Below are 24,960 nucleotides of genomic sequence, written 5' to 3' on the forward strand. Positions count from 1 at the left end.
GATCATGCTCAATTACACATCATCGCTTGCGAAGCATCATGCGGCCGGCAAAGTGTCATTCAACAAAAAATAACTTTTATCCGCATTAGATGCCGTTTATCGGTCATTCATGAAGGGAAAAGAAATTTCTTTGTCAGACAAATAATTCAGTATCTCCAACATTTTTTTCTACTGGGAGGCATTTTGGTTCGATAACCTGGCTTTCACCCGGTTATTTCGCTTCGTGAAATTCCCCAAAATGCCAGAGCACGCCCGAGGGGTCGTGCATAAAGCATTCTCTTCCCCAGCTTTCTTCCCGGACGGGAGTCAGCTTTACATTTTTATATTTCTGATGGAGCCCCAGGCTTTGCAATTCTTTCCAGTAGCGATGCACATCGTCCACTTCGAGAAACAGCATCAAATTGTTTATCCAGTCTTCGACATAAGCGTTCTGCAAATAGAATCCCAACGTGTCCGTAACCCGGAAGTAAGACATGGTTTTATCGATTGGGGACTCTTCAAATCCCAGTTCTTTATAGAATTGCCTCGACTCCTCGAAGTTCTTTGCGCCGATAAAGGCCCGGATCGATTTTGCTGCGTGTTTCATGTGGTTATGGCTACTTCTTTTTATTCTTACCAGCCAATTTAGGATATTTTCAGTTCCCGCCTGTCGTTGACCTTGCGCTTCCCTGAAAATGTAGACTTCCATCCCTGATTCCCGCCGGGTCTTTCAAGAAAAAGTTGGATATTCGTTCGAAGAAATAAACTTATCCCTACCAAACAGGCCCAGGCCATGGCAGTTAAAGATCAACGGGTGAAATCCTCTTTCCATTATTTTTTTGTCTTTCTTGGGATCATCACCTGTTTCAGTTGCACCTATCATCCCAAACAGAAGCGGCTGGGCGAGTCCAGGAACAGCGACAAACTAATTCTCAGGACCTTCTACAAAAAGCCAAATGATACCATTGCCTTCCGCCGGATCCTGGCCAGCGACACGGAGATCGTGCTGCAAAGCGGACAACTCTACATCGACGAATATGCGTTGACGCATCAACGCTTTGGCTCGATCCTAAAATTCAAAAACAGACCCAACGTCATCGACTCCCTGTCGCTGCTCTATGAAAAAGAAGGATGGGTCCCAAAACTGGGAAAAGAAAGGGATGTCATGTTCATTCAAATCGTTCCAGACTCCACCATGACCAATCTGGAAGCATTCGGATTCGTGGACTTGAGACAAACCGTAGAGGACAAAATTGATGAGGCCTTGAAGCGCGGAAATCTTGGGGAATGGTTTGCGGGAGATATGGGGGCCGGCGGAAATATGTTGTTCTTTATCGACGACTGGGACAGTGCCACTGAACTGGTGCTGGAAGTATTGAATGACGAAGGATTGCTGGGACACGTATTGGTCACAAAACGGATTATGACGGGGGAGAATGATTGGAATTATGAGATCGTTTATCCGGTGGAGTTTGAGGGGGTATTTAATTCGATGTGATGGTCAGGAGCCAGAATCCAGGAGCCAGGAGCCAGAATTCAGTAGCCAGTAGCCAGTAGTCAGTAATCAGTAATCAGTAATCAGTAATCAGTAGCAGTAATTAGTAGCCAATATCCTGATAGTCGGTGGTCTATCGTCTTTCGGGCAATTGATTTGTGTCATCGTGAAAAAAGTTTGGGTAAAAGGTAAAGTCTGTTCTAAAAGTAAATTCTGTTCTATACTTCGTCGTTCCGGGTTTGTAGCATTACGTGGTCAAAAAAAACAAATGCCATGAAATGGATTACGCGTGAACGTCCGAAGATTGATCGCATTGCCTGTCCTTGGCTGATCAAGAATTTTGTTGACCGGGAGGCTGAATTCATTTATGTTCCTAAGGAGCAGGTGTTCAGCAAGGCAAAAGAACTGGAGGCTATCCCGTATGACATTCCTGGCGCGGAATATTCGCATGAGGGGGACTTCTGCACTTTTGATTACATCGTCAAGAAGCATCACCTTGCCGATCCGGCCATCGATCAGTTGGCGGTGATCGTGCGCGGGGCGGATACCGATAGCTTTGAACTGGCGCCACAGGCTGCCGGGCTTTGGGCTATTTCTGCGGGGCTGTCTTATAATGTTAAAGACGACCAGGAGCAACTTGTGATCGGGATGAAAATCTATGACGCGCTGTACAGTTGGGCAAAGTACGTGCAGGGTGAGAAACATAACTGGAGCCCAGCGCTTTAAAGTATGCCATCCCCGCACACGTTAAAGCAAAGCATTGCAAATCCAGTGCGGAACTTGGGCCGTCCCGTTGCTTTACCCAATTGACCGTAGCCGTAAAAAAAAGGATTGTAGCGCCCTGACACCGTGAGAACTTTTACTGAATTGACCTAACTTAGCGAAACCCACCATTTCTCTCCCAAATTGACTTGTATTTTACACAAAAAAACCGATGAAAATATTTTGGTTCGCCATCGGGTTATTGACCGCTACCACCGCAAACAGTCAGACCCTTCATGAGTTATTGAAACAAGCTGAAGCCAACTACCCGTTGCTAAAGGCAAAATCGCTTGAAGTACAAGCCGGTCAAAATAATATCGCCACGGTAAAAAGTTCTGCGCTCCCATCATTGGATGCGGCCTACCAGGTGAACTATGCCACGTATAACAACATCACCGGCATGGCGATGCCGCAGTATTTTGTACCCATCAGTGGGCCGCCGTCATCTGACAATACTTCGAGTGGCGTGTTTGGCAGCGTGGGTAGTCTGCTGTTAAAATGGGAACCCTTTACGTTTGGTCAGCGGAGTTCACGTATCGACTTGGCAAAAACGGGTGTCCAATACAACGAAGCCGATGCACGCAACGAAATATTCAAACATCAGGTAACGGTCATTAACACCTATCTCGATGTGCTCATGGCGCACGAACTCATGAAGGTTTATTCAAAAAACCTGGAGCGTTCAAAAGAGAATCTACGGGCTGTGCGTACCCTTACCGTGAGCGGCTTGCATCCCGGTGTGGATACAGCCCTGTTTCATGGAGAAGTGTCGCGCGCCCGGATCGAGTTGCTCAATCATCAGAAATATCTTGAAACACAACAAGCTACCTTGTCGGAACTACTGGCCAGTGATGCCCCTGGCTATACACCCGACAGCAGTTATTTTCACAAGCTCCCTTCACATTCCGGGGACACGTTGGCTTCAGGTCATCCCTTACTGAGTCTTTCCGAGAGTAAGCTCCAGATCCGGCGTCAGCAACAAACATCCATCCGGCGAACGCTCAATCCCAACCTCTCCGTATGGGCCACCGGCTATGCGCGTGGTTCCGGTATTCGCTACGATGGTGTTGTCAACTCAAGTGATGGCCTGTCTTTTAGCCGGTATAATTATGGTGCCGGTCTCCAGCTTAGTGTGCCGTTGCTCCGCTTTCTTGAAGTCCGGCCCCAGCTTCGTCAGCAAAGCGCTTTGATCAGCGCAGAAGAAGAGCGGCTCAGCCAGGTGAAACTCGAACTGAACAAACAAAACAAAGTCGCAGACCTCACCTTCCGGAACGCGCTGGAAGTGGCAAAGGAAAGCCCGGTGTTTTATCGGTCGGCCGAATTCTCTTTCCGCGCTTTGACCACCCGCTACAACTCGGGACTCACCAACTATGCCGATCTGATCCAGGCGCAATACAGTTTGGTGAAAGCCGAAACAGAGCTGAAACAATCTTACCTGGAAGCCTGGAAGGCACTCTTATACAAAGCAGCGGTTCAGGGTGACATCGCTATATTTTTAAATCAAGTCCAGTAAGCCGTATGAATTTAATCCAAGGTGCTTTACGCAAACCCATCACCGTCATCGTGGCGATCATTGCTATCCTCGTCTTCTCAACCGTCGCCATCCGGAATTCAAAGGTCGATATTTTTCCAACATTGGGGCTGCCCACCATCTACGTAGCCCAAACCTATGGCGGGCTTTCTCCACAACAGATGGAAGGCTTTATTACGTCGTACTATGAATACCACTTTTTATATATCACCGGGATCAAGTATGTGGAGAGCAAATCCGTTCAAGGGGTGGCGTTGATCAAGTTGCAATTTCACGAGGGAACGGATATGGCCACGGCGATGGCGGAGACGGTGTCGTATGTGAACCGTTCCCGTTCGTTCATGCCGCCGGGAACACTCCCGCCTTTTATTATGCGCTATGATGCGGGGTCGGTCCCGGTAGGTCAATTGGTGTTTAGCAGCGAGACAAGATCATTGAATGAAATTCAGGACCTGGCCTTGTTCAAAGTGCGACCGATGTTCGCTTCCCTGCCGGGTGTGTCCGCGCCGCCACCGTTTGGCGGAAACCAGCGAACCGTTTTGATAAAAGCCGACCCGGAAAGAATGAGAAGCTATGGCCTCAGCCCGGACGACCTGGTTACCGCCATTGCCAAAAACAACACCATCTCCCCTGCTGGAAATATTCGCGTGGGCGACTTTGCATTGATCACCCCTTCCAACAGTGTAGTCGACAATTTTAAAGAACTCGAGTCCATCCCGCTCAAACCGGGAACCGGTGCATCGGTCTATGTACGCGATGTGGCCAGTGTCGAGAATGGAGCGGACATCACGTCAGGATATGCGCTCATCAATGGAAAACGTTCCGTCTACATCCCTGTCACCAAAAGAGCGGATGCGTCGACATGGGATGTCGTGCAAAACATAAAGAAGGCTTTGCCCGAAATGCAGGCGGCGGTTCCCGGCGACATCAAAGTATCGTATGAATTGGATCAATCCGGATACGTCATCAATTCTCTCCGAAGCCTTATGTTTGAAGGAGGACTGGGTGCCCTCCTGACGGGGTTAATGGTATTGTTATTTTTAGGCGACCGGCGCAGCGCGATCGTTGTTGTGCTTACCATACCCCTCGCGTTGCTTTCCGCGGTGGTGTTCCTACACCTCTTTAAACAGTCTATCAATATTATGACGCTGGGCGGTCTGGCGCTGGCTGTGGGCATACTGGTTGACGAGGCTACCGTTACGGTTGAGAATATTCATCATCACCAGGAAACTGGAAAGTCCAAGGCCCGGGCCATCATCGATGCCTGTAAAGAGATCGCATGGCCCAAGTTTTTGATCCTGCTCTGTATCCTTGCTGTATTTGTGCCTGCGCTCTTTATGGCAGGTGTTCCGAAGGCGATGTTCCTTCCCCTCTCCATGGCTGTGGGCTTTGCCATGATCGCTTCCTTTCTGCTGTCACAAACTTTTGTTCCCGTAGTTTCCAACTGGCTATTGAAAGCGGGGACCAACTCCAGTAACTCCAGGTTTGAACGGTTTAAGGTATGGTATGTCCGTTTCACCCGCGAGCAATATGAGCGTTCAAAAATTCTGGCGCCCATATTTTTAATCCTGGCGCTGGCAACTGCCTTGGTTTGCTATCAATTTATCGGCACCGAAATATTTCCCAAAGTGGACGCAGGACAATTTCAAGTCCGCCTGCGGTTGCCCACCGGCACGCGCATTGAGCGCACAGAGACGGCCACTAAGCATGTATTGAAAATTATTGACCGGATCGCGGGAAAAGACAACATCGAGATCACTTCTTCCTTTGCCGGGTTACAGCCCCAAACCTATGCCATCAACTCGATTTTCCTGTGGACCAGTGGCCCGCATGAAGCGCTGCTGAAAGTGAAGTTCAAAACCACCTCGGGTATTCGCCTGGAAAAGTTCAAGGAACAACTTCGCGACAGCTTAAAAAAAGAAATACCTGCCGCGCTTATTTCATTTGAGCCGGCCGACCTGGTGGACCAAGTCATGAGCCTGGGCACAACCACGCCAATAGAAATCGCCGTGCAGGGCAAGAACCTTGCAGAGGGCCGCGCCTATGCAGAAAAGGTCAAGAAGGAGTTAGAGAAAATTCCATACCTGCGAGATATACAGTATGGTCTTCCCTTGGATTATCCCAGTCTGCAGATCAACTATGATCGCGTGCGCGCCGGGCAGATGGGCGTGTCGGTAGAGCAGGCTGCCAAATCGGTGCAAGCCGGAACGTCTTCCAGCCGTTTGACCCAACCCATGTACTGGCTCGACAAAGCGGCCGGTAATGCTTACCAGGTACAAGTGGAATATCCTCAATTCAGAATGAACAGCCCTGACCAAGTTGAGCAGATCCCCATCGATAGCAAAGGCGACCAGAACATTTACCTGCGCGACGTGGCCGACTGGAAGAAAACAAACACCATCGGGGAATACGACCGCCTCAATCAGCAACGCTACATTACGGTGACGGCCAACCTAAACCAAAAAGATCTGGGGTCCGCGGTCAAAGATGCCAACCAGGCCATAAAGAATATTGGCGAGATCCCCCAGGGCATGAAGATCTACCTTCGCGGGCAGGCTGAAATGCTGAACCAAACCCTGCGCGAGCTGGGCATCGGATTGCTCCTAGCTGTCGGTATCATCTTCTTATTGCTGGCCACCAACTTTCAATCTTTTGGTCTCTCGTGGTCGATACTCGCCACGGTGCCGGCGGTCATTGCCGGATCATTTCTGCTTTTGCTGGCGACGGGGAAGACGCTCAACATTCAGTCGTTCATGGGAACGATCATGGCGATCGGTGTTGCCGTCGCCAATGCAATACTTCTTATTACAAACGCCGAATCGCTGCGAAGGCAGCCTATGGCCGGCGTGAACGTAGGACTGGAAGCTGCCCGGAATCGCCTGCGTCCGATTCTGATGACCAGCATCGCCATGATCGCCGGGATGATCCCGATGGCCGTCGGCTTGGGAGAAGGAGCAGAACAAACCTCGCCCCTTGGAATTGCCGTGATCGGAGGTTTGCTTTTTTCCACAGTGACCACATTGTTTGTTTTACCCGTCGTGTATAATCAGATCTCAGGAAACAAACCCTACATCAGTGCATCCCTTGATCCGGATGACGAGGCCAGTAAAAATTTCGGACAATAGTTTTAACTTCAATTGAACAGCTACATGAAATCCTTTGTAATCGTTTTGCCCTTTGCTATACTGCTCTCGTCATGCGGAAAACCTCATGGAACGCCATCTACCGCGAGTGAAGTAAAAAAAATAGACACACTCCACGTGTTGTCTTTGAAAAAAGGAAAAGTGGAGCGGCAAACATCCTTGCCTGGTGAACTCCTGGCCTTTGAGCATGTGGAGATCCATCCGAAAGTAAACGGTTATATCAAGCAATTGAAAGTGGACATTGGCTCGACGGTAAAGAAGGGACAGGTATTGGCCATCATCGATGCGCCCGAAATCCAATCGCGACTGGGAGAAGCCAACGGAAAACTTCAGGCGTCGAAAGCAAAGTTTCAAACCAGCCTGGAGACCTACAACCGCATAAAAGATGCCGCAAGAACAGAAGGCGTGGTTTCTCCCAATGAATTGCAAAAAGCAAGAAATCAGATGCTAACCGATAGCGCGGACTATAGCGCCGCCCGCTTTTCGGCGGCATCCTTCCAGCAGGTCGGGAACTACCTGGCCATTACGGCACCTTTCAACGGCATCATCACGCAACGCAATGTCAACGAGGGTGCCTATGTCGGCTCGCCAAATGAAAAACCCATTCTTGTCATTGAGGATAATTCGAAGCTAAGATTGCGCGTGGCCGTGCCGGAGGCGATGACCGGCGTCTTGCTGAAAGACAACCAAGTGAAGTTCTCTGCCAAAAGTAATCCCAACCAGCTCTTTGATGCCACCCTGATGCGGAAGGCAGGAAGCATCGATGCCGCCACGCGAACTGAGATCTGGGAGTTTGAGGCCAAGAATGAAAAGAACCTCCTGAAGCCGGGCTCCTTTACCAACGTGGTCATGAACATTTATCGCGGAGAAGATTCATACCTGGTCCCGTTCTCGGCCGTCGTGACGACGCTGGAGAAAAAGTTTGTGATCAAAGTATCAAAAGACTCTACGCATTGGATAGACGTTTCGCAGGGGTTGAACCTGCCGGACAAAACCGAGATCTTTGGCAATCTCAAAGAAGGTGACACGCTGGTCGTTAAGGGAAATGAAGAGCTGAAGGCAAAAGAGCGGGTGGCTGTGAAATTTGACAAATAAATCCAGTTTCTCTCCAGAATGTCGGCGTAGCTTAACTTCAACAAAGGATCTATGAAAACCGTCGGATTTCTCTGTCTCGGATTTTTCCTCTTCGCCGCAGCACGGGCCCAGGTACAAACCATTGTGTTCGTCTGTGAGCACGGATCGGCCAAGAGTGTCATTGCAGCAACTTATTTTAACAAGCTCGCCAAAGAAAAAAATATACCTTGGCAAGCCGTGTCGCGCGGCACGCATCCGGATTCTGAGATTTCGCCAAAGACGAAAAAACTCCTCCTCGAAGATGATCTGCTGGATACGTCCTTCATTCCTAAAAAGCTGACCCAGGACGATGTAGATACCACCCGGCAAGTCATCCTTTTTTGCAGCCTGCCGCAAACTATTCAAGGGAAGGGAAAGACCAGCCATTGGGAAGTAAATGCCGTGAACGATGACTTTCAAAAACTCCGGAGCGATATCGTCTCCAGGATCGCGCCGCTCGTAGACTCGCTGGCGAAACATTAAGCTATTCGCAGGTGATTTATCCTGTTTTTTTTGAAGATTGTACCCGTGAAGGCATTCTCAATACATATCTTATGCACGCTTTTGGTTCTAACCGTCAGCATCTCGTTGCAAGCCCAAGACTTCGGTTGGATAAAGGGAGTTGTCAAAGAAAACAATAAGCCCGTTGAGTTTGCTAACGTATTCTTAACACTCCCGCGGGACACCACGAAGATTGTCCTCGGCGTTGTGACCGATAGCGACGGAAGGTTCCTTCTGGATAACGTGCCGCCTGAAGACTATACGCTCAACATCCGGATGATCGGCTTCACGCTGAAACAACTCCCCATTTCTATTCGCCCGGGAGCACAAAACATTGATCTCCATGAAATAGCCATCGAAGCCGATGTCCATCAGTTAAATGCTGTTGAAGTGACCGCCATGCGTGATCTCATTCAGCGAACGGAGGAAGGCTATGTGGTAAAGGCCTCCGAAAACATCACACAGATTGGCGGGTCGGCTGCCGACCTGTTAAAAAACATGCCGGGTGTATTGGTGAATTCCGACGGTGACGTGACCATTCGTGGCAAAACTCCGTTGACACTAATCAATGGTCGTATTTCCGGCATCGCCGGGATCGACCGCAGCGCACAGTTGGAAAGAATTCCCGCCAGCAGCATCGAGCGTATCGAGATCATCAACAATCCGTCGGCTAAATATGATGCCGATGCCGAGGGGGGTATCATCAACATTGTCTTAAAGAAAAATGAAGATCGCGGTACGAACGGAGCGTTCGCTGTCGGCATGGGACGGGGCAGCCGCTACCGGCTCAACGCGTCCATGCTTTTAAATCATAAAACCCGAAAATGGAATGTTGGTGCGGCCTATGACAACTGGTATACCACACGCACCCGGCGGGTAACGGGTGATCGCATCAACTATGATTTGTCCGATGAGCATTTTCTTGCCCAAAGAAGGTTTGACGAGCGCCTGATCTTCTATCAAAACGCAAAGACCACCGTCGACTTCACCCCCAACGAGAAAAACAGTTTTAATTTTGAAGCGCTCTGGGCCTTTCCTGGCGAAAACAATAACGAGACATTAAAGAACACCTATACAACTTCCGAAAACGAATTTACAAGCCGAAACCAGCGTCATTCCAACGAGATCCGGAGAAGTCATGCCCTGGAACTCTCTCTCCTCTATACCCGGCATTTTGACAACCCCGCAAAATTGCTTTCTGTCAACGTCAGCAACACGTTCAACATCGAGAAAGAAAACACGGACATCGACACACAGCCGCTTACGGAACAGGACGATGCATCGGGTGACATTTCACTACAACGAACGCACGTGTACCAGAAAACCAACCTCGCCAATATAGCCCTTGACTATGCGCAGCCTATCGCAAAAAATGGCACACTGGAAATGGGTTATAAAAGCATCTTCCGTTATCTGAATTCAGATTTTATAAGAGCAAATTTTACGAACGAGGAATACATCACAGACCCATTGAATAGTAACATCTTTGACTTCCATGAGCAAATCCACGCTGTCTATACACAGTTTACAGGATGGACTGGCGAAAAAGAAGCACCTTTGTGGAAATACAATGCAGGGCTTCGCGCAGAGAAGGTTTGGAACAATGGAAAGACGCGCGATGACTCCGAGGCCTTTAAAAATGAGTACTTCAACTTATTTCCCTCGGCCAATCTTTTTTACTATACACCCCAGCGAAACTACTTCAAGCTGAGCTACACCCGAAGGATTGCACGACCCGGCCTGGGCCAATTGAATCCCTTTACCGATATCACGGATTCCTTAAATCAACATTCCGGGAATTCCAGGTTAAAACCTGAAATCATTCATGCCTTTGAGTTGGGTTATAATTATACGTTGCCGAAAGCATCGCTGTCGCTATCGGCGTTCTATCGACTGAGAAAGAACGCTATATTCTCCTATACGATACTGGACGAAAACGGCGTGGCCCTTTCCTTGCCGATGAATTTTGGCACGGCTTCTACCCTTGGCATGGAAGCGATCGCGTCTTACAATCCATTTTCCTTCTGGAGTATGAATCTCAGTCTCTCCGCCTATCAGACGCATATCGACAATACCGAATCGGGCGCGGAGTTATCCACCAACCTCGTAAGCTGGTATTCAAAACTCATTCAAAATTTCACGCTCTTCAAGGAAAGCAAGCTACAAGTCATTGGGAACTACACGTCACCTTCCGCCGTTCCACAGGGCAAGTCGATCGCAGTCTATTTTGTGGACATTGGATTTCAACAACGCATCATGAAGGGGAAGGGAAGATTGGGGCTCGTCGTCACGGACGTTTTCAACACACAGCAATACGGATTTATCACCTCCGACTACAATTTCGAGTCTAACCGACACGTCAAGATAGATACCCGGGCTGTTTTGATAACCTTTGGATATACGTTTGGCACTTCATTCAAAGAAAATTTAATGGATAATAAATTTGAGAATGATTAGGCGATCCGGCAATCGCGATAGTGGCTGGCAATGGTCACGAAAAATTATAATTTCTAAAAAAGCTTCCGCAATTCCATCATGGCCTGATGCGACGTGTTCAGCCGAATGAGTCCTCGCCGGGGACGGTCGAGGTCCAGGGTGATATAGACGACCACCGAGGTGAGCACACAAAAGCCGACGGCAACAAACCAATCCAAGCGTTCTTTCCCTGCAGACGAATAGCCCAGGTAGAAAGCCGTCGCCAGAGACAGCACGAACAACATCGTTACAATGGAGTCGGGGACTCGGGCAAGCTCCGCCATCAGCCGAGTGGTGCTGATATCGAGCATGTCGTTCAAGGCGGGGATCATTTGCAGGGTGGCGGCATAGCGGTCGGGTTGGTGCGACAATTTTGCGGCGCGGGCCCATAACTGCGTTCCATAGGTGTCGGCTTCGCTTTTGGCTTTCTCTGCTTCTACAATATCCTGGCCGACTTCAAAATAACGTATGCGCGCTTCTAAATAGTGATGGAAGTCGTTCCGGAAAGCGGTGCGCTCCTCTTCCGGATAGAGGTCGGCGCGCAGGATGGCTGTGCCGATAGCGTTGGCTTCGTCAACGATATTTTCTCTCCGGGTATCATACCGGCTCGCGCTCATGCCGAAGGTGAAGGCTAACAGAAACGCCAGCAAGCCGAGCATGGCCGAGATCGTGGTTCCCATTGCACTCCCTTCGCGCTCAGCATTCGTCTTCATGCGTTTCAACCCCACTTTCCAGCCCGCGTAGATGCACACCAACATGAGCACCAGTAGGATTGTTACCAGCACTTCTGCCGCGGTCTCATAGATAAATGATCGGTGGAGCATATCCGTAATATATAAATCTAATAAAATAGCCGACTGAATCCCAATGACAATGGGTTTCACTCCAAGGGAGCGGATACCGCTCACCGGCAGATGACATGGAATATTTCATTCGCAGTTGCATGGAAGTGTAAATTTTCTGCTCTATCTTTCATCACCCCCGCAACTGTAAAATCAGCGGCGCCCACATAGGCGGCGACTGGTATTCAATCTTTTATCAATGAATCTTCGCCTCCAAAATTTTTCTGGCCATTTGTCGGACACTGCCAAATCGTGAACTTATCATAGCTCAGTTCAAACTGAGGTACTGAATAATCAGCACGCATGCGGTCGATCCGATAGCCGGCCAACGTGGATAACCGAATCTTTGTTTACACCTATGACGTTAACATCGCCAAAAAAGAAATTCCTGCTCCTTGTTATTTTGTTCCTCTCCTGCCTGCTTTGCAAGGCGCAGCCCACCAACGGTTATGTGATCTCCTGGCAGGACGACACCCTACAAGTTAAAATCTTTTACATCGATATCCTCAATCTGCAGCAGGTATTGCGGGTTGAGTCTCCCCGGGGTGGCATAGAGCTTCTCTATCCGGAGGACATCAAGGGGTTTGCGTTGTACAAAAATACGAACCTCAAGCTCATCGATTTTTCCAACTACGCGCTCGATAAGATCTATCCGAAGGAGCCTCAAAGGGGACTCCTCGCCGGGGAGCTTTCTTCCTTGAGCCGCCCAAGCAAACTTGATCTGTTTGACTCTTTAAGCGCACAGCGGGGCTATGTAAGTTTTACAAGCCTCGGGATAGACAAAGACTTCTCCTTCTTTGCCAAGGAAGCTTTTGGAGCGCGGGATGGCATTCAGGTTTATGACTACTTTTATTTTGAAGTGCCAACGTCCAATCAAAGTCCCCTACCGATAAAATGGTTACACCGCGATCTCCTCACGTTTAAAGATGGTCGCTATGTACCCTACCCCGTGGGTGCTGGCGCGCGAAAATACAGAAAGTGGCTTGGCAACCTGGTCTCTGATTACGCCTTGTTATCGACGTTGGTGAAACGTAAAGAGTTTCCCCTGTCCTATAAATTCATTATCGATTCCTATCACGAATGGAAGTTCCAAAAATCCGCAACACCGCTTGCCGCCTCCGACACGCTTGTCGCGATGAGAGGGATCTTTGATGCTAAAAAGTATTACAAGCCCCGGAATTTCTTTTGGCCAACCTTCGCCGGTACGGGTTTGATATTGTTCCCAGGGATGATCTATGGGGTGTCGAAAGTGAACAAAGCTTTAAGGCATATAAATGAGATTCCCGTTCCCAATGTAAACCCCACCTATGCGCAGGACGAGCGATACAAATTGGGTTACCGGGTGATGGCCACGACAAAAAATCAGCGGGCGGTTGACCGGGGTGTTGTGCTGGGCACCTTACTTTGCGCGGCGATCTTGGTGCCCCTTGCCCTTTAAAAATTGCCTGCCAACTTGTTCCTGCAAAGGGCCACCGGAATGGTTAACATGTTCTATCGATCATCATTCCTTGATCGCGAATGATAGCCTTAAACCCCGGGTCATGGTTCGAACCATTGCCAGATCCAAATACACCTGCATCCCGCTTCATTCAGCATTTTTCACAACGTTAATTAACGGTTAAATATGCCCTTGCCGCGCTGCAAATCGCGGTGTCGCTCGAAAAGCTTTGTTCAACATCACATTTTCTCTAAATTCATTTGGCTCCACCAGGTTGTTGAAATGCACGCGTAAAAATGTTGTCTCCCGGTCGTATCTGTAAAATCAAACAATCCCCCTATGTCCCCCAAATCGCTAACGCAAGATGTGGAGTCAAGTTATTCGTCGCTGGAAGTTCTCAACCAGTTGAAACTGATCCTCTCTCATGAATTGTTCAACAATTCCGCGGTACTTTCCAATTTTTTAAAGTATATCGTTGAAGAAACGCTGGCCGGCAATCTCAAATCGCTAAAGGAATATACGATTGGCGTGAATGGCCTTGGCAAAAAGGCCGACTTCAATCCACAGATCGATGCCATCGTGCGCATCCACGCCGGTCGCTTACGGCGGCTGCTGGCGGAATACTATAATGGACCGGGCGCTCAGGACAGGATCTTGATCGAGGTGGTCAAAGGTTCCTACGTCCCGGTTTTCAGTCAGCGACATTCCAGGGAAGACTTACCCATGATCCTCTCGCCTTCCTTGAATGAGATCCGGCACATCACCCTTTCGAAAGTCTCTGTAGCGATCCTGCCTTTCCGCAATCTGTGCCCTACCAGCGATCACCAATATTTCGCCGATGCACTGGGTGAAGAATTTACGCGCGTCTTTAGTGCGTCGCAGGAGTTTTCGGTGATCGGCCATCACTCCACCTTGAAACACGCGGAGCTGCATACCGATCTGCATACCATCGGCTTAAAGCTTCATGCGCAATACATCATCACCGGTACGGTGATGAAAGACGAAAACCATTTTCGCATCACGGTCGGGTTGCTGGAGACCGATCTTCGGACACAGTTGTGGTCGAAAGTCTTTGAATATGAAACCAAAGTAGGATTCCTGCAGGTTCAGGATGAAACGATCCAGGATGTTTATACCGCGTTGGGTGGGCCGTTCGGTTTTATTGTCCGCCACAGTGCGCTCACATCAAAAACGATCTCCGAAGACTCCATCGCGTTCGATGCTGCGCTTTACAATTATCAATTTCAAACCAACTTCTCTTTTTTCAGCTATGCCAAGACGCGCAAAGTATTGGAGGTCATCCTGCAAAGCAATCCCCAATTCCCGACAGCCCTCGGCATGCTGTCGGAGCTCTATCTCTGGGGTCACATGTTAGGATACCCCACGGTGGAAGACCCGGTCTCGACAAGCTTGCGCCTGGCACACAAAGCCCGGAATATTGACCCGCTCTCTAAGTACGCCTGCTTTTCTTTTTTATGGGCTTCCTTATATACGAAAGGGAACGAGAGCATTCAACACGAGATCGATCAACTCCTGAATCAAAATCCTCCTGCCACCCTGGACGCCGCCAAGTTCGCCACGCTGTTGGTTTGGGGTGGTCATTACGACGGCGCCGAGACGTTATTGGAACAAGCGATCAGGCTTCACCCCCACTATCCGTGGAGTTTTGACCTGGCCTTGGGCCTGCTCTGCTTCAAGGATGGCCGCTATGCCGAAGCCCTGGAAATCATCGACCGGATCAGCGTCACCGACGTTTACCTGGTAGACTTGTTAGAGATCGTTTTGTTAACCAAATCCGGATCGCCCAAGGAAGCCAAATTTTATCTGAACACCTTGGAAGAAAACTATTCTTTCATTGCCTCACACTTAAAAACATACCTCAGCAACTTCTTGCTCGACAAAGCCCTGGTCGACGAAATCCTCGAGGGCGTCCGCGAAGCCCACGAAGCTATCCGGTAGGTCTCCTCCGCTTAACGGTTAAGTAACCGTATAACCCTTGCCCTACGGATGTTCTGACTATACCTTTAAGTATAATCCTCAAGGTATTGCAAACGCTATATCCATTCCCCCCGGGAGTTCTTAGTCGCCAGGCTAAACTTCGTCTGATCTTCAAAAACATCTGCCTTCTTGTTTTTGCCCTGCTATCGTGGCAGGCGGCTGTCGCCCAATCGAGTGCTACGGCGCAAGACACGGTTTCCAAATTCGACAAGTTCAACAAAAAGGCGGAGGCGCTTTTCAAGATCATTCCCGTGCCCATCATCACGTATTCATCCGAAGCGGGTAACATCTTTGGGTTGGCAAAATTCAATCTCTTTCATCTTTCAAAAAAAGACACGATCTCCCGGCCCTCTAAACTCTCGGAAGTGGTAAGTTTTTCGACCAAGGGAAGAGTGAACGTCTCCATCTCGAACGATTTGATCTTTCGTGAAAACAAATACATGATCTTGAGCTATTTCAACTACAAGAAACAACCCGAATACCTGTTGGGGATCGGCAACGATGTATCCATTCACAACGCCGAACAGGTAACGATCGACCGGATCAAATTTTTTTCAACGGCCATGATCCGGGTAAAGAAATTCGTCTACGCGGGCATTGCCCTGGATGTGGCCGATTATTTCAAAGTCGAGACCGACAGCAACAGCTTTCTGATTCGCGACGAGGTGACGGGCCTTCACGGGGGAACCGATGTTGGTATTGGCGGAGCGTTTGCTTTGGACAGCCGCGATAACCGCTACAATGCCTACAAAGGCGAGCTCCTGTTGGCCACCGTTTTGTTTTATCCCGAATGGCTGGGCAGCTCCTTTCAATTTGCGCGCATAGAAGTAGACGCCCGTAAATATTACAACCCGTGGTTCAGACATGTCATCGCCGTCCAGGCCACGACCCTGTACACCACGGGTGACGTACCTTTTTATGATCTCGCGCAACTGGGCGGCGAAGACAAAATGCGCGGCTACTACAAAGGCGCGCTGCGCGACAAGATCTTGTTCGATGCCCAAATAGAGTATCGCATGCCGGTGTGGAACATCTTTGGTATCACTACCTGGATCGGAACAGGCCGTGTGGCCGATCAATACAAAAACCTCTCGCTCGATGGTTTCAGACTCTCGTTTGGCGGAGGCATACGGGTCCGTGTCGACACGAAGAACAACACCAACCTCAGGTTCGACATGGGTTTTGGCCCCGGGGGCGTGAGCGGTTTCTATTTCAACTTCGCCGAAGCTTTTTAAGATCTGCCACTACCAGGGCGTACGACTTATGTCGGGCTTACGATTTTATTTCGGATGGCATTCACTTTTTCGCTCAGTTCTTTTACCACCGCATCGTTCATGATCTCCAGCCCTTTGTTGGATGCGATCTTCTCTTCGACATTCAATTTTTGATACACCCCTATCAATTCTTCAAACGCATTGGCATAGTAAGGATAGTTCGGATTTTTATCGGGATCGTTCGGGTCGCTGTAGGTTTTCAGGAAATTATAGATATTCTGCACGTTGGCCCGTTGATTCAATGCGACTTTGAACAAAGGAACCAAAATCACCGTCCGGGCATCGCCGGGAAGCATGTCTTTCGGGTAAGACTCCAGTGTACCCAGCACCAGGTGAAGGTTTTCGATCTGATAAGCGGCCATGGCGATGCCGGCCAGCTTTTCCTTGTCCGTTCCCTGCAGCTGGCTTGTCGATTTTTGTAATAGATCGGTGACGACGCTTTTCACAGAGTCATTTTGGGCGATGTTGTCATTGTAGCGTTTCATTAAAAATTCCAGGACCCTCTTTTCGCCACCGATCGCTTTGCTCAATTCGTGAGCTGCCCCGAAGTATTCTTTTGTTGTCTTCGCTTGCTTATAGGCAATGCTATAGTTCAAGTCCGACAGGTATACGCCCAGGTTCGCAGCGGCTTTCACTTCGTTGCCGGTGTACTGCACGAAGCTCTTGGGGTCGCTCATCAGCTTCGGATTGAATTCGGCTGCCGTAAACTGGATTTGGGCAGCGACTTCCGCCGGCGCCATCAGGTTGTTAAAGAACATTTTTCGTTGCGCATCAAACGCCGTTGAGGTTTCGCTCGTGTCGGCGGTCACGGTCGCGCTCTCCGTCGTCTCTGTGCTCTTTTTGCAGGATACAGCTACTGATCCCAGCAGCAGAATAAATATTATCTTTTTCATATTGGGTTGGTTTAATGATTTATTTATATGACACTATTCCTTTTCGCTAAATTTGACGATTTCGGCCAAGTCGGATTTCTCACTGTTCCCATCGTCCATCCACGATTCGTAAAGTTTATATCCCAGCGACAAGATGACCGCGCCCAGAAACAGGCCCAGAAATCCAGTGGCTATAAAACCGCCAATAGCGCCGAGGAACACGACCAGCAAGGGAACGGGTGCTCCACGTCCCAGCAGGATGGGTTTTAAAATATTATCGGAGACCAGCGTCATAACACCCCAGATCGCGAACAGAATGCCCGTGGTCAGGTCGGCCGTATTGAACACATAGATGATCATGGGGATCATCACCGGGCCAACCCCAATTTGAATGACGGCAAAGATCAAACAAAACAACGTCCACAGCCCTGCTGCCGGAATGCCGGCCACTACGAATCCGATTCCCGATAAAAGTGTCTGAATGATCGCCACACCCAAAATGCCTTTCACCACGCTGCGGATAGTGGCTTCCGAGATGGCGACCAGTTCTTCTCCCTGCTTGCCCGCCAGCCTGACAAAGATCCGCTTCAAGGTATGACCGCCCTCCTTCGCATAGGCGAGAAACACACCGGCGATGATAATGGAAATCAAAAACGACAAAATGCCCGCACCTGTTTTCGCAATGAACGAAAGCGCAACGACACCGATCTTTTTGAACCCTTCAGGATGTTTGCTCACCGACGCCTGCAGGTTCTCGGAAGTCTCTTGCCAAACATTGACGAAAGGTTGTGCGAAAGCCGGCATTGCCTTGGCACGCTCACCGGGTGGTGGAATGGGGCTGCGTCCTTCGTTGATCATGGCCTTCAATTCGCGCATGCCGTCGATCAATGATCCCGACAGCAGGATGGTGGGCACGAGCAGGATCGCCAGAAAAACAATCGTGATCAGCGTGCTGGCCAACTTTCCGCGGCCTCCTAACTTCGTTTTCAATTTTGCAAACATGGGATAGACCGTGATGGCGATAATAAGTCCCCAAACGATCGGCATAAGGAAAGGCGACAGGATCCTGACACACCAGCCCAGAATAAACGCGAGCACGCCCAACTGAAGGACGACCTGGACGATGTATTTAATATCCTTTTTTGCTGATGTATTGTCCATTGGATTCGCGATGGTTTATGCCGGTTCTATAGTCATTCCGGAAAAGACGCGGTCAGCGCTCATCCTCAGTTCTTCACCAGCGCAGCCGGCGGGGGTGCTTTCTTATTTGCCTTGGGTTTGTCGGCCAGTGATTTGTAAAAAAACAAACGGATGATTTCGCCGTCAGTTAACGTAACCGATGCGCTCATGCCGTTGCTGATGTCGCGCAACTCTTCCTTTAACACGCCTTCGGAATTCTGATAGGCCGAACTTACTTTTTTGTCGAACTCGTCATAGCTGCCATCCATTTTTTGAACCTGGAGCCGGCCGGTTAATTTTCCACCCGACACATCAACCTTGCCCATAAAACACTGTGAATAGTCAGGGCTTCGAAGCGTGATGATCACATCTTGTGTGCCATCGGGAACAGCATTGGCCCCTCGCTCTTTGAACAGGGTGTACCATTCCTTAAAGCAATCGCCACTCGCGGCAGGTTTAGTGGGTTTGGATTGTGCAAATAAGCCAAGAGAGCAGAGGCTGATAAGAATAGCGAAGATTGATTTCATAACATTTACGTTTAATTGATGTTTGTAAAAATTTGATTTCAAGACAGGGTCTGACTACCAACCTCCACCCAACGCTTTATATAGACGCACAGTAGAGATCAATTGATTTTGCAAAGCGATCGATTTTTCAAGCTGAGCGTTATACAATTCCCGTTCAGAATCCAGCACTTGCAAAAATGATGTGTACCCATTATCGTAAAGCGCTTTTGAAAGCATCAACGACTTCTCGGTGGCAGCCACTTGCGTGAGCCGTGCATTGAATTCGTTGCGATAGGTTCGGATCTGCGCCAGCGAATTCTCCACTTCTGAAAACGCATTGAGGATCGTCTTTTCATAAGCGTAGCTCATTTGCTTTGCTACGGCCCGCTCGGCTTCCACCCGGCGTTTATTTTGTCCGAAGTGGAATATCGGGCCTGTTAATTGTCCCGCTACCGACCCGATAAAAGCATCGGATTGAAACAGGTTAGAGATCTCCGGGCTGGCCACCCCCAGGAATCCCGTTAAGTTCAACGAAGGAAAACGCAACGCCACCGCGACACCAACTTTTTCTGTTTGCGCGATCAATTGTTGTTCGGCCGACCGGATGTCGGGTCTTCGTTCCAGCAATTGCGAAGGGAGCCCGCTGGGGATCTCTGCCGGCAACTGTTGGGCGTCGTTCAACAGGCCGCGTGCAATGGGTGAATACGGTTGTCCCATCAAAACATTGATCGCATTTTCGGTTTCAATCAGGAAACGTTCGATGGCGTATAATTGAGCTTCGGCGGAAGCCGCCAGTTGCTCGGCCTGTAATTTATCCAACTCGGCCACTTCACCGTTTTGAAAACGGAGCGTGATAATATTGAGGTAGGCCCTCCGGCTCTCTACAGTTTTTTGGGTGATGACCAGCCGCTCATCCAATCCCCGCAGTTGAAAATACAATTCAGCAACCTGTGCCACCATGCTGATGTAAAACGATTTCCGGTTTTCATCCGACGCCAACAAATCGGCGAATGCCGCACGGTTGGCATGACGGAGTTTCCCCCATAAATCGATTTCCCACGACACATTGCCCAGCAACGAATAGGAATTCGTATTGAAGATCACACCCGCGCCCTCCGAAAGGTTACCAAAATTATTGACGCGCGCTCTCGCAGAATAATCCAGGAATGGCCAAAGGTTGGCCTTGTTAAAACCGAGTATGGCTTTTGACTGTTCCATACGCGCCACCGCGATCTTCAAATCCAAATTCTGTTCGATGGCCGTTTTGATCAACGATTGAAGAACCGAATCCTGGTACACATCCCACCATTTTAAGTTGGTGATGGAATCCGTCTGCACAGCACTCTGCACATAGGCCGCCGGTTTTTTCGAATCAGGCCTTGTATATTTTGGCCCCACGGCGCAGGCTGCCAAGGTCATCAAGAGAACTGCGATGAAAATATTCTTTTTCATATCAATGCGCAGGTTCCGGGGGTGACACAGACGACTCGGTATCTTTCTTCTTTGCTCCGATGCTTTCGATGAACACAAACAAAGCCGGAACAATGATCACCCCGATGATGGTGGCGAGCAACGTGCCCATGAACACGGCCATGCCCATCACTTTCCGGGCCTCGGCACCTGCACCCGCGGCGGTGAGCAGGGGAACGGTGCCCAACATAAAAGCAAAGGAAGTCATCAGGATCGGACGGAGCCGGAGCTTGGCTGCCTCAAGCGCCGATTCATACAGAGGCTTGCCTTGTTCGTAGAGCATCTTGGCAAACTCCACGATGAGGATGGCATTTTTCGCCGTCAATCCGATCAGCATCACCAACCCGATCTGGGCAAAAACATTGTTCACATAAGTCGGGCTCCAAAGTCCGCCCAACCACAAGCCAAAGAAGGCTCCAAAAATGGCCGCTGGCACGCCCAACAGTACGCTGAACGGCAGCTTCCAACTTTCATACTGCGCCGCCAGGATCAGGAACACAAAGACCAGTGCCATCAGGAACATGGTGCCCCCCGTTCCCTCAGCAGCCTTTTCCTGATAGGACATGTTGCTCCAGGCAATGCCCAGTTCTTTTGGCAAAGTCGCGGCTACTTCCTCCAGGGCATGCAGCGCGTCACCAGAACTGTAGCCTGGCGCAGGCGCGCCGGAAATTTCTGCTGCACGATACATATTGAACCGATTGGTATAAGAAGGTCCGGTGATGTCGACCACACTCGCCAATGTGTTTAAAGGAATGATAGTGCCCGCGCGACTTCGAACATAATAGCGCGCGATGTCCTCGGGCTTGAGCCGGTCCTGGGCTTCGGCCTGTACAAATACTTTATACTGCCGGCCGAACCGGTTGAAGTCATTGATGTAGCTGCTCCCCAGGTAAGTGGAGACGGTGGAATTTATTTCCGCCAGGTCGATATTCAGCTTCTCGGCTTTGTCGTAGTCGATGACGATTTGTTTCTGGGGTACATTCGACCGGAACAACGTATAGACATTTCCAATTTCGGGTCGCTTCCGCACTTCGGTAATAAAGTTCCGGGCTTGCTCATCCAAATACTGCGGCGTGCTGCCCGACCGGTCCAGAAGTTGCAGCGTAAATCCCGACGAAGTTCCCAGACCTTCGATGGCAGGCGGGCCGAACGCAAACACGGTGGCTTCCGAAATCGTATTGCGAACCGCCAGGTTAACGTGTTGGATCATGTCTTTGGCCGTTTCTTTCCGCTCGTCCCAAGGCTCGAGCGAAACAAACACAAAGGCGTTGTTGGGTGAAAAAGAAGACGTGAGCATGCTGTAGCCAATGATCACGGTGGTGTAGCCAACGCCCTCGGTCTCGCTCACGATCTTTTCTACTTTGCGGGCCACGTCATCGGTGCGCTCCAACGACGCCGCATCGGGGAGCTGCACGTTGACCATGAAATAGCCTTCATCCTCCTCGGGCACAAACCCACCTGGTATTCGCTTGCCCAACAGCGCCGTGACGCCGATAATGACGCCGATGATGATGATCGACCGAATAGATTTCCGCGCGACAACGCCGGCCACGCCCGTATAGCCCAGGGTGAACCTATCGAAGACGCGATTGAATCCATCGAAGAACCGCTGCAGCCACCCGGTTGATTTTTTCTTGTGTTTCAAAAGGATCGCGCTCAAGGCGGGACTAAGCGTGAGGGCATTGAAGGCGGAGAACAACACGGAGATGGCGATGGTGATGGCAAACTGTTGGTACAACCTTCCGGTGATACCCCCGGCAAAGGCTACCGGCACAAACACAGCAGCCAAGATCAACGCGATGGCCACGACCGGTCCGCCCACTTCCTTCATAGCTTTTTGTGTGGCTTCCTTCGGGTTCATACCATGTTCAATGTTGTGCATCACGGCCTCCACCACCACGATGGCATCGTCCACCACCAAACCAATGGCCAACACCAAGCCCAACAGCGAAAGCACGTTGACCGAAAACCCCAGCAAGGGAAAAATGATAAACGTTCCGATCAACGACACGGGAACGGTAAGGAGGGGAATGAGCGTGGCGCGCCAGTCTTGCAGGAAGAGGAACACCACCAGGATCACCAGCACGACCGCTTCGAACAGCGTGTGTATAATTTCTTCGATACCCACCGAAACGGCTTCCGTCGTGTTGAGCGAGATATCGTACTTCAAATCTTCCGGAAAACGCTTTTCCAATTCCGCCATGGTCTTCTTCACCAGGTCGGCCACTTCCAGCGCATTGGATCCCGGCATTTGATAGACCGCCAGGGTGCTGGCCGTTTTTCGATTGAGCCGGCTAAAGGAATTATAATTCTCCATGCTCAACTCGATGCGGGCGATGTCTTTCAGCCGGATGATCGAACCCTTCTCATCCGACTTCACAATGATGTTTCCAAATTCCTCCTCGGTGACCAACCGCTCCTGCAGCAGCACGCTGTAGGTGTATTCGACGCCTTTTGGCGTGGGTGGCGCACCAAATTTTCCACCCGGTGCAATGGCATTCTGCTTCTTCACCGCATTCACCACGTCGTTGACAGTGAGGTCGAGTTTGGTCAGTTGGTCGGGTTGAAGCCAGATACGCATGGAGTAGTCCGAACCTCCCAAAAGCATGACATTGCCCACGCCCTTCAAGCGCGCGATCTGATCGAAGATGTTGATGTTGACAAAATTGTTCAGGAACAAACCGTCGTAGGTCGAGTCGGGCGACGACAGCGATACCAGCACGATGGGAAAGCCCGACGATTTTTTTGTGGTCACGCCAAAGGCTTTTACTTCCGTTGGCATCTTGGCGTTGGCCTGCGACACTCGGTTTTGGGTGAGCATGTTGGCATTGTCCAGGTTCGTGCCTACTTCGAACGACACTTGCAGCGTGAGCGATCCGTCGGTGGCGTTGATGGATCGCATGTACAGCATCTCCTCCACACCATTCACTTGCTGCTCGATCGGTGTGGCCACGGCTTGCTCTACGTTCACGGCATTGGCACCATTGAACGTGGTCGTTACCTGAACCATGGGCGGTGTGATTTCGGGGTACTTGGATATGGGAATACTCCCCAGGGTGATCAATCCCATGATGACCATCAGAATGGAGATTACCATTGCTACAATCGGCCTTCGGATAAAAAATTCGCTCATAGAAAAGGGAGGAGTTTAATTTTATAGCTTAACCTATTTTTTAGGAGTGTCCTCCCGCCATTTCATTTCCACTTCTTCAATTTTCGAGTTGGGTGTCAGGCTCATCGTTCCAACCACCGCCACTTTATCGCCCGCCTTTAGTCCCTTCGTGATGATATAGGCGTCGTCGACCTTCTGCCCCACTTCGACGATCCTCGTTTTCAATGCACTCGAGTCCGTCACAACAAACACCTGCGAAAGATTTTGCAATTGAAGCACCGCGCGTTGCGGCACCAGGATCGCTTGTGGGGACGTGCTGAGGAGCACGCGGGCTTTTACAAACAGGCCGGGGCGCAGCAACGCATCGGGATTCGGAAAGACAGCTTCGATGGTGAGCGTTCCGGTTTTCGGATCGATTTCACGGTTGGCAAAATTCACTTCGCCTTTGTGGGGGTAAGGGGAGCCATCGGCCAGGATGAGTTGGACATTTTTTCTGGCGGCAGCCAACTCCTCTTTCGACATTTTGGCGATCCGGAGATATTCGCGTTCGCTGATTTGAAAACGAACGCGAACCGAACCAACGCTCGAGATGGTCGCCAGCACCGAGGTTGATCCCGCACGGCTCACATAGTCGCCCACGCGCACATTCGAAATACCAATAATGCCATCGAAGGGTGCGTATACCCGTGTATAGCCATATTCAATCTTTGCATTGCTCAGCGACGCTTCGGAGGCGCTCACCTGCGCTTGTGCCGCCTCAAACGACGCGGTGGCATTATCAAGGTCTTTCTTGCTGAGGGCGTTGAGCTCGGTGAGCGGCTTCACGCGGCCGAGTTCGTTTTGAGAGCGAACCAACTCGGTTTTCGATCGCGCGAGTTCGCTGGCTTCGCGGTCGACGCGTGTTTTGTATTGAACATCGTCGACGACATAGAGCAGGTCGCCCTTCTTTACGGCCGATCCCTCCTTAAAATTGACCGACGTCACCCACCCCTCGACGCGGGCGCGAATTTCGACGTCGGATAGTCCATACGTCTGCGCCACAAAGTCTTCATACAGCGGCACATCTTCAACAACAGCCTTCACCACGTTCACTTTGATCGGTGGCAAGGTTACCGCCGCTTTTTCCTTGCACCCGGCAAACACAGAAGCCAACAGAAAAAGCCATACTTTCTTCTTCGCGCTCAAGGTGGTTGCGTAAAATTTCATAGACTTAGGGTTTGACACATGGATACGTCTCATAGAATGGGTTCATCCTTTACTCTTTTTTTTC

18 protein-coding genes are annotated in these 24,960 nt (G+C 50.1%); 10 read left to right on the plus strand and 8 right to left on the minus strand.

Going from position 1 to position 24,960, the window contains the following annotated elements:
* Positions 1-211 precede the first annotated feature (211 nt).
* Complete coding sequence (locus D4L85_RS00450) at positions 212-586, minus strand: VOC family protein (RefSeq protein ID WP_119752466.1); 375 nt, start codon at positions 584-586, stop codon at positions 212-214.
* A 186-nt stretch (positions 587-772) separates the two neighbouring features.
* Between D4L85_RS00450 and D4L85_RS00455 the strand changes: the two genes are divergently transcribed.
* The 7 genes from D4L85_RS00455 to D4L85_RS00485 all read left to right on the plus strand — a co-directional run bounded on the left by D4L85_RS00455 (position 773) and on the right by D4L85_RS00485 (position 10,981).
* Positions 773-1,477, plus strand: a complete 705-nt coding sequence (locus D4L85_RS00455) for a hypothetical protein (protein ID WP_119752467.1) — start codon at positions 773-775, stop codon at positions 1,475-1,477.
* 270 nt (positions 1,478-1,747) lie between these two features.
* Entirely contained in the window at positions 1,748-2,200 is a 453-nt protein-coding gene (locus D4L85_RS00460) for a chromate resistance protein ChrB domain-containing protein (protein ID WP_119752468.1), read from the plus strand.
* Positions 2,201-2,408: 208 nt separating this feature from the next.
* Entirely contained in the window at positions 2,409-3,749 is a 1,341-nt protein-coding gene (locus tag D4L85_RS00465) for a TolC family protein (RefSeq protein WP_119752469.1), read from the plus strand.
* Between the two features lie 5 nt (positions 3,750-3,754).
* The gene (locus D4L85_RS00470; protein WP_119752470.1) at positions 3,755-6,892 is read left to right on the plus strand and encodes an efflux RND transporter permease subunit; all 3,138 of its coding nucleotides are present in this window, start codon (positions 3,755-3,757) and stop codon (positions 6,890-6,892) included.
* A 24-nt stretch (positions 6,893-6,916) separates the two neighbouring features.
* Entirely contained in the window at positions 6,917-8,005 is a 1,089-nt protein-coding gene (locus D4L85_RS00475) for an efflux RND transporter periplasmic adaptor subunit (RefSeq protein WP_119752471.1), read from the plus strand.
* A 51-nt stretch (positions 8,006-8,056) separates the two neighbouring features.
* A complete protein-coding gene (locus D4L85_RS00480) occupies positions 8,057-8,506 on the plus strand; it encodes an arsenate reductase/protein-tyrosine-phosphatase family protein (RefSeq protein ID WP_119752472.1) in 450 nt (149 codons plus the stop codon).
* Between the two features lie 30 nt (positions 8,507-8,536).
* A complete protein-coding gene (locus D4L85_RS00485) occupies positions 8,537-10,981 on the plus strand; it encodes a TonB-dependent receptor (protein ID WP_119752473.1) in 2,445 nt (814 codons plus the stop codon).
* A 53-nt stretch (positions 10,982-11,034) separates the two neighbouring features.
* Here D4L85_RS00485 and D4L85_RS00490 read toward each other — a convergent pair whose 3' ends face one another.
* The gene (locus D4L85_RS00490; RefSeq protein WP_119752474.1) at positions 11,035-11,823 is read right to left on the minus strand and encodes a bestrophin-like domain; all 789 of its coding nucleotides are present in this window, start codon (positions 11,821-11,823) and stop codon (positions 11,035-11,037) included.
* Between the two features lie 376 nt (positions 11,824-12,199).
* On the opposite strand from D4L85_RS00490, the gene D4L85_RS00495 reads away from it, so the two are divergent.
* The 3 genes from D4L85_RS00495 to D4L85_RS00505 all read left to right on the plus strand — a co-directional run bounded on the left by D4L85_RS00495 (position 12,200) and on the right by D4L85_RS00505 (position 16,512).
* Positions 12,200-13,279 (plus strand): hypothetical protein, encoded by a 1,080-nt coding sequence (locus D4L85_RS00495; protein ID WP_119752475.1) that lies wholly within the window; start codon positions 12,200-12,202, stop codon positions 13,277-13,279.
* A 339-nt stretch (positions 13,280-13,618) separates the two neighbouring features.
* Positions 13,619-15,238 carry a hypothetical protein gene (locus D4L85_RS00500; RefSeq protein WP_119752476.1) on the plus strand — a complete coding sequence of 540 codons (1,620 nt, stop codon included), beginning with the start codon at positions 13,619-13,621 and terminating at the stop codon, positions 15,236-15,238.
* 86 nt (positions 15,239-15,324) lie between these two features.
* The gene (locus D4L85_RS00505) at positions 15,325-16,512 is read left to right on the plus strand and encodes a BamA/TamA family outer membrane protein (RefSeq protein ID WP_119752477.1); all 1,188 of its coding nucleotides are present in this window, start codon (positions 15,325-15,327) and stop codon (positions 16,510-16,512) included.
* A 26-nt stretch (positions 16,513-16,538) separates the two neighbouring features.
* Here D4L85_RS00505 and D4L85_RS00510 read toward each other — a convergent pair whose 3' ends face one another.
* The 6 genes from D4L85_RS00510 to D4L85_RS00535 form a co-directional block, all read right to left on the minus strand.
* Positions 16,539-17,444, minus strand: coding sequence for a hypothetical protein (locus D4L85_RS00510; protein ID WP_119752478.1), 906 nt, complete (start codon positions 17,442-17,444; stop codon positions 16,539-16,541).
* A 33-nt stretch (positions 17,445-17,477) separates the two neighbouring features.
* Complete coding sequence (locus tag D4L85_RS00515) at positions 17,478-18,584, minus strand: AI-2E family transporter (protein ID WP_119752479.1); 1,107 nt, start codon at positions 18,582-18,584, stop codon at positions 17,478-17,480.
* Between the two features lie 65 nt (positions 18,585-18,649).
* On the minus strand, positions 18,650-19,129 hold the full coding sequence (locus D4L85_RS00520) for a hypothetical protein (protein ID WP_119752480.1): 480 nt from the start codon (positions 19,127-19,129) through the stop codon (positions 18,650-18,652).
* Positions 19,130-19,183: 54 nt separating this feature from the next.
* Positions 19,184-20,560, minus strand: coding sequence for an efflux transporter outer membrane subunit (locus D4L85_RS00525; protein ID WP_119752481.1), 1,377 nt, complete (start codon positions 20,558-20,560; stop codon positions 19,184-19,186).
* 1 nt (position 20,561) lies between these two features.
* Entirely contained in the window at positions 20,562-23,711 is a 3,150-nt protein-coding gene (locus D4L85_RS00530) for an efflux RND transporter permease subunit (protein WP_119752482.1), read from the minus strand.
* Between the two features lie 33 nt (positions 23,712-23,744).
* A complete protein-coding gene (locus D4L85_RS00535; RefSeq protein ID WP_119752483.1) occupies positions 23,745-24,896 on the minus strand; it encodes an efflux RND transporter periplasmic adaptor subunit in 1,152 nt (383 codons plus the stop codon).
* Between the last annotated feature and the right edge of the window lie 64 nt (positions 24,897-24,960).

The organism is Chryseolinea soli, assembly GCF_003589925.1.
GTDB classification, from domain to species: domain Bacteria; phylum Bacteroidota; class Bacteroidia; order Cytophagales; family Cyclobacteriaceae; genus Chryseolinea; species Chryseolinea soli.

Bases quoted from the DNA above. Each gene is read 5' to 3' on its own strand.
- D4L85_RS00450 (WP_119752466.1), bottom strand. From the start codon at position 586: ATGAAACACGCAGCAAAATCGATCCGGGCCTTTATCGGCGCAAAGAAC.
- D4L85_RS00455 (WP_119752467.1), top strand. From the start codon at position 773: ATGGCAGTTAAAGATCAACGGGTGAAATCCTCTTTCCATTATTTTTTT.
- D4L85_RS00460 (WP_119752468.1), top strand. From the start codon at position 1,748: ATGAAATGGATTACGCGTGAACGTCCGAAGATTGATCGCATTGCCTGT.
- D4L85_RS00465 (WP_119752469.1), top strand. From the start codon at position 2,409: ATGAAAATATTTTGGTTCGCCATCGGGTTATTGACCGCTACCACCGCA.
- D4L85_RS00470 (WP_119752470.1), top strand. From the start codon at position 3,755: ATGAATTTAATCCAAGGTGCTTTACGCAAACCCATCACCGTCATCGTG.
- D4L85_RS00475 (WP_119752471.1), top strand. From the start codon at position 6,917: ATGAAATCCTTTGTAATCGTTTTGCCCTTTGCTATACTGCTCTCGTCA.
- D4L85_RS00480 (WP_119752472.1), top strand. From the start codon at position 8,057: ATGAAAACCGTCGGATTTCTCTGTCTCGGATTTTTCCTCTTCGCCGCA.
- D4L85_RS00490 (WP_119752474.1), bottom strand. From the start codon at position 11,823: ATGCTCCACCGATCATTTATCTATGAGACCGCGGCAGAAGTGCTGGTA.
- D4L85_RS00495 (WP_119752475.1), top strand. From the start codon at position 12,200: ATGACGTTAACATCGCCAAAAAAGAAATTCCTGCTCCTTGTTATTTTG.
- D4L85_RS00500 (WP_119752476.1), top strand. From the start codon at position 13,619: ATGTCCCCCAAATCGCTAACGCAAGATGTGGAGTCAAGTTATTCGTCG.
- D4L85_RS00510 (WP_119752478.1), bottom strand. From the start codon at position 17,444: ATGAAAAAGATAATATTTATTCTGCTGCTGGGATCAGTAGCTGTATCC.
- D4L85_RS00515 (WP_119752479.1), bottom strand. From the start codon at position 18,584: ATGGACAATACATCAGCAAAAAAGGATATTAAATACATCGTCCAGGTC.
- D4L85_RS00520 (WP_119752480.1), bottom strand. From the start codon at position 19,129: ATGAAATCAATCTTCGCTATTCTTATCAGCCTCTGCTCTCTTGGCTTA.
- D4L85_RS00525 (WP_119752481.1), bottom strand. From the start codon at position 20,560: ATGAAAAAGAATATTTTCATCGCAGTTCTCTTGATGACCTTGGCAGCC.
- D4L85_RS00530 (WP_119752482.1), bottom strand. From the start codon at position 23,711: ATGAGCGAATTTTTTATCCGAAGGCCGATTGTAGCAATGGTAATCTCC.
- D4L85_RS00535 (WP_119752483.1), bottom strand. From the start codon at position 24,896: ATGAAATTTTACGCAACCACCTTGAGCGCGAAGAAGAAAGTATGGCTT.